The sequence below is a fragment of the Acidocella aquatica genome (genome assembly GCF_030160635.1).
Lineage (GTDB): Bacteria > Pseudomonadota > Alphaproteobacteria > Acetobacterales > Acetobacteraceae > Acidocella > Acidocella aquatica.
Map to the genome: position 1 here is coordinate 1 of NZ_BSOS01000117.1, position 5,294 is coordinate 5,294.

The following is a 5,294-nucleotide window of genomic DNA, read 5'->3' on the forward strand; positions in this document are numbered from 1 at the left end:
TGCTGATGGTTCCGGCCAGGGCCAGGGCGGCGCGGGCGACGCGGATGCGGTCTTCCAGCGTGTGCATCAGCGTGTCGGCGGCGGCGTGGGGGATGCCGGGGCCTTTGGGCGGGTCGCGCTGGTCGAGCAGCAGGCCGTCGATTATGCCGGCGTAGTGGGCGGCGATGGCGGTGTTGGTGATGGCGATGCCGAGTTCGGCCATGAGCTTGGCGGTGGGGCCTTTGACAGCCTGGCCGCCGACGATGGGCGAGATGGCGATGATGGGGGCTTTTGCGGCTTTGAGCGCGGCGGCGATGCCGGGGATGGCGAGGATGGGGCCGATGCTCAGATACGGGTTGGAGGGGGCGATGAGAATGGCCTCGGCCTGGGCGATGGCGGCGAGCACGCCGGGCGCTGGGGCGGCCTGGGCGGCGCCCGCGAAGCGGATGGCGCTGACTTTGGGCGCGCAGCGGCGGGCGACAAAATAATGCTGGAAGTCCAGCTCGCCCTCATCGGTGGTGAGCATGGTGGCGACGCGGCCGTCGGTCATCGGCAGCACGGCGGGGCCGATGTTCCAGGCTTGCGCGAAGTTGGCGATGATTTGGGAGAGGGGCTGGCCGGATGCCAGCGCGGCGGTGCGCAGCACATGCAAAGCGAGGTCGCCGTCGCCGAGCTGGAACCAGTCTGGGCCGCCGAGGGTACGCAGGGCGGCGAGAAACGACCAGCTCTCCCCTTCCCGCCCCCAGCCCTGGGCAGCGTTGGCCTTGCCGGAGAGGGTGTAGAGCAGCGTGTCGATATCCGGGGAGATGGCGAGGCCGAGGTGGGTGAAATCATCGCCGGTGTTGACGATGGCGGTGAGGTTCTCGGGCGGGAGAATTTGCGCCAGGCCGAGCACCAGCTTGGCGCCGCCGACGCCGCCGGTGAGGACGGCGGTGCGCGGCGTTGCGGGAAGCAGGGTCACTGGAAGAGGTCCTCGCTGAGGGGGCGGACCAGGGCGGCGGCGGGCAAGGGCGTGCCGGGGAGGGCCAGGCCGCGCACGAGGGCGGCGGGCACACCTTCGGCGGCTTCGCCCATGGCGAGCCCGGCGGCGGAGGCGACCATGTCAGCCAAAGCGATCTGGGTAACTTCGAGAATGCGGCCGTCGCGGTCAGTGTCGCCCCGGCGGTCAACCAGCGAGGGGAAGCCGGCGGCGCCGATGGCGACGTTGGTGACGCCGTAGCGCCAGGGGCGGCCAAAACTATCAGAGATGACAATGGCGGGGACCGGGGTGAGATGCGCCGCGAGGGCCGCGTGCAAAGCCGCGGCGGCGGCGTCGGCATCCTGGGGCAGCAGCAGGGCAAGTTCGCCAGCGCCGGTGCCGGTGTTGGAGCGGTCGATCCCCGCGTTGGCCATGACATGGCCGCTGCGGTGGCGGGTGATGAGCACGTTTGGCACCGCGCGCACCACGGCGGCGGATTCGGCCAGCACGAGCTCGACCAGACGCGGGTCTTTGCGGGTGAGTTCCGCGAGGCGCAGCGCCTCCGCGCCGGGGGTGACGGCGGCGAGGTCAACGAAGCGGCCCTCCGCCTTGGAGACGATTTTCTGCGTCACCACCAGCACGTCACCCGGTTGGGGCGGCAGGCCCGCGGCGGTGAGCGCCTGGGCGATGATGAAGGCCAGATCATCTCCGGGGTGGATTTCCCCGATGCCGGTGAGCGGATGGAGGCTGATGCTCACACTTCAGGCTCGATCAGCGTGCCGGTGATCTGGATGCCGGCGCCGTCAACCTTGTAGGTGCGGTTGAGGAAGATGAGCACCGAGGTCAGCGCCTCGGCGGCGGCGGCGTTGGCCAGCGCGCCACCGTGCAGGCCGCGCAGGCCGGCGGCTTTGGCCAGGGCGACAACCTCGCCGCGGGCGGCCTTGTCGTTGCCGAACACCAAAATGTCGCAGGCGATCTCGTCATCGGTGATGAGGCGGTGGGCGGCGACGTTGTGGAAGGCGGAGACCAGCGTGACGCCCTCGCCCAGCAGGGATTGCGCGCGCAAGGCGGCGCTGCCCTCGGCCGGAAGCTGCACCTGCATGACTTTCGGCGGCATCAGCGGCACCGTGGTGTCGACGACGATTTTGCCGGTGACGTAGGGGGCGATGTCCGCCAGGGTGGCAGCCTGAGCGGCGAAGGGGACGGTGACGACGATGAGGTCCGCCGCCTGGGCGGCAGCGGCGTTGGCCATGCCGGTGAGGCCAAAGCCGAGGTCGGCGGCGGCTTTGTGCGCGGCTTCAGCAGCGCGCGAGCCGATGATGACGCGGCGCCCCGCTTTCGCCCAGCGGCGGGCCAGAGCGGAGCCAAGGTGGCCGGTGCCGCCAATGACGGCGATTGTCTTCTGGGTTGTCATCAAATCCATCCGTTGTGAGGTTAAACTTAGTCGCCGGTTTCAGCCAGCAGGGGCACCGGCTGGTAGAGGGTGGTGCGCTGCACGGCGGGGCGGCCAACTTGGGATGCGAGGTGGCGCATGCGCTCAGGCGTACAGGCCTGGCCGTTCTGGCCACCTGCGGCGCGGGTGATGGATTCGTCCATCAGCACGCCACCAAGATCATTCACCCCGGCATTGAGGGCGGCGAGCACCCCGGCCTCGCCGAGTTTGACCCAGCTTGCCTGGATGTTGGGGATGAGCGGGTGCAGCACGAGGCGGGCGATCGCGTGCATCAGCAGCGCCTCGCGCCAGCTCGGGCCGGAGCGGGCCAGGCCCTTGCGCCAGAGCGGGGCTTCCATGTGGACGAAGGGCAAGGGCACGAATTCAGTGAAGCCGCCGGTCTCGGCTTGCAGGTCGCGGATGCGCAGCAGGTGGCGGGCCCAATGCTCATAGCGCTCGACATGGCCGAACATAATGGTGGCGGTGGATTTGAGGCCGACGCGGTGGGCGGCGCGCATCACATCCAGCCATTGCCGGGTGTTGAGCTTGTCCGGGCAGATGATGGCGCGGATTTCATCGTCAAGGATCTCCGCCGCCGTGCCGGGCAGCGTGGAGAGCCCGGCATCGCGCAATTGGGCGAGATAGGTTTCCAGGTCCAGGCCGAGCGTGGTGGCGCCGTGCCAGACTTCCAGCGGCGAGAAGGCGTGGATGTGCATGCCGGGCGTGGCCTGGCGCACGGAGCGGGCGATGTTGAGATAGGTGTTGCCGTCGTAATCCGGGTGGATGCCGCCTTGCAGGCAAACCTCGGTGGCGCCGCGCGCCCAGGCTTCCACGGCGCGGGCGCTGATCTCGGAGAGATCGATATTATAGGCGGGGCCGCGCTCGGCCTTGGTGCTGCCCTTGGAGAAGGCGCAGAAGCCGCATTTGTGGAGGCAGATGTTGGTGTAGTTGATGTTGCGGTTGATGACGTAGGTGATGGTCTCGCCCACGGCCTCGGCGCGCAGGGCGTTGGCGGCGGCGGCGATGCGGGCGGCATCCGCGCCGCCGGCGTTGAAAAGCTGCACGATCTCCCGCTCTTCAAGACGGTTGCCGGAGCGCGCGCGGGCGATGATGGCCGCGATGGCGGGGGAGACGCCCCCGCCATGCACGGCGGGGGCGGGAATTGGCGCGCCGGTGCCCGCGTGCCAGGAGTCAGTGACCGGGAGGCCGCGCGCGTCAACCTGGCGGCGGACGCGCGGGACCAGGGATTTGTCGAGCCAGGTTGTGGGAGCTTGCGCGTAGGCGGGGCCGATGGCCAAGCGCTCGGCCAGCACGCGGCCGGTGGCGGATGTGGCCTGCGCCAGAGCGGTGAGATGGGGCCAGGGGGCTTCTGGGTTCACATGGTCCGGCGTGACCGGGGAGACGCCGCCCCAGTCGTTGACGCCGGCTGCGAGCAATGCCGCCAGATGCCCGGGCTGCAGGTTGGGCGGCGCCTGGATGCTCATGTCTGGCCCGAGGATCAACCGGGCGGCGGCGATGGTCCAGCAATGCTCCTCCAGCGAGGGCTCCGGGTGGCTGGCCATTTTGGTGTCCGGCTTGGCGCGGAAATTCTGGATGATGACTTCCTGGATGTGGCCGTGGCGCCGGTGGAGGTCACGGATGGCGAGCAGCGCCTCAATGCGCTCGGCGCGGGTTTCGCCGATGCCGATGAGCAGGCCGGTGGTGAAGGGCACGCGGGCCGCGCCGGCAGCCTCGATGGTTTTGAGGCGGGCGGCGGGCAGTTTATCCGGCGAGCCGTAATGCGGGCCGCCGGGCTCGGAGAGGCGCGCGGAGATGGTCTCCAGCATGATGCCCATGGAGGCGGAGACCGGGCGCAGGGCGGCGTAGTCGGCGGCGGTCATCAGGCCGGGGTTGAGGTGAGGCAGCAGGCCGGTCTCGTTGAGGACCAGTTCGGCCATGGCGCGCAAATAGGCCAGCGTGGTGGGGTAACCCATTTTGGCCAGAGCCTCGCGGGCGGCGGCGTAGCGGGCCTCGGGCTGGTCGCCGAGCGTGAACAACGCCTCGCGGCAACCGGCGGCGACCCCGGCGCGGGCGATGGCGAGGACTTCCTCCGGCGAGAGATAGGCGCTGGCGGCGGCTTTGGGGGTCTGGGCGAAGGTGCAGTAGTGGCAGACATCGCGGCACAGCTTGGTGAGCGGGATGAAGACCTTGCGCGAATAGGTGACGAGCAGGCCATGACCAGCCAGGGTCATCGCCTCGCTCTGGCGCAGCAGTTCGGACAGGGGAGCACGGGTGAGCATGGCGGTGATCTCCGCCGCCGTTCCCGTGTTGCGGATTGTCAGATCAAGCGCGTCCGGATTGTTCATGCCGTTCTCCTCGTACGCCTAGATTGCCGTGCGGCCGCCGCCTTTTAATGCGAGCATCTCACGCGCCTCCGCCGGGGTGGCAACCTCAAGGCCGAGGCCCTCGATGATCTGGCGGACGATGCGCACCTGCTCGGCATTGGATTTGGCCATGCGCCCCCGGCCGGCCCAGAGCGAATCCTCCAGCCCGACACGCACATTGCCGCCCATGGCGGCGGCCATGGCGGCCACCTTCATCTGGTTGGCGCCCGCACCCAGCACCGACCATTTGTATTGCTTGCCAAACAGGCGGTCGGCGGTGCGCTTCATATGCATCACATCATCAGGATGCGCGCCGATGCCGCCCAGGATGCCAAACACGGTCTGGATGAACAGCGGCGCCTGCACCAGGCCGCGGTCAAGGAAATAGGCCAGGTTGTAGAGATGGCTGGTATCATAACATTCAAACTCGAAGCGCACGCCCATGGGGGAGAGCACCGAGAGCGAATGCTCAATGTCAGCATAAGTGTTCTTGAACACGAGATCGCGCGAGGCTTCCAGGGCCTGCGGCTCCCACGCGTGCTTGAACTCCTTGAAGCGCTTG

General features: G+C 68.7%; 5 protein-coding genes. All 5 read right to left on the minus strand.

Annotated elements, in window-relative coordinates:
• Window positions 1–940, minus strand: a 940-nt coding sequence (gene cofD, locus QQJ84_RS19160; RefSeq protein WP_284259935.1) for a 2-phospho-L-lactate transferase, incomplete at its 3' end; no start/stop codon positions are given.
• Complete coding sequence (gene cofE / locus QQJ84_RS19165; protein ID WP_284259936.1) at window positions 937–1,695, minus strand: coenzyme F420-0:L-glutamate ligase; 759 nt, start codon at window positions 1,693–1,695, stop codon at window positions 937–939. The genes cofD and cofE, both read right to left, overlap by 4 nt.
• Entirely contained in the window at window positions 1,692–2,351 is a 660-nt protein-coding gene (gene npdG, locus QQJ84_RS19170; RefSeq protein ID WP_284259937.1) for an NADPH-dependent F420 reductase, read from the minus strand. The genes cofE and npdG overlap by 4 nt, the downstream gene beginning before the upstream one ends.
• Window positions 2,352–2,377: 26 nt before the next feature.
• The gene (cofH, locus tag QQJ84_RS19175; RefSeq protein ID WP_284259938.1) at window positions 2,378–4,714 is read right to left on the minus strand and encodes a 5-amino-6-(D-ribitylamino)uracil--L-tyrosine 4-hydroxyphenyl transferase CofH; all 2,337 of its coding nucleotides are present in this window, start codon (window positions 4,712–4,714) and stop codon (window positions 2,378–2,380) included.
• Between the two features lie 18 nt (window positions 4,715–4,732).
• Window positions 4,733–5,294, minus strand: a 562-nt coding sequence (locus QQJ84_RS19180) for a BKACE family enzyme (protein ID WP_284259939.1), incomplete at its 5' end; no start/stop codon positions are given.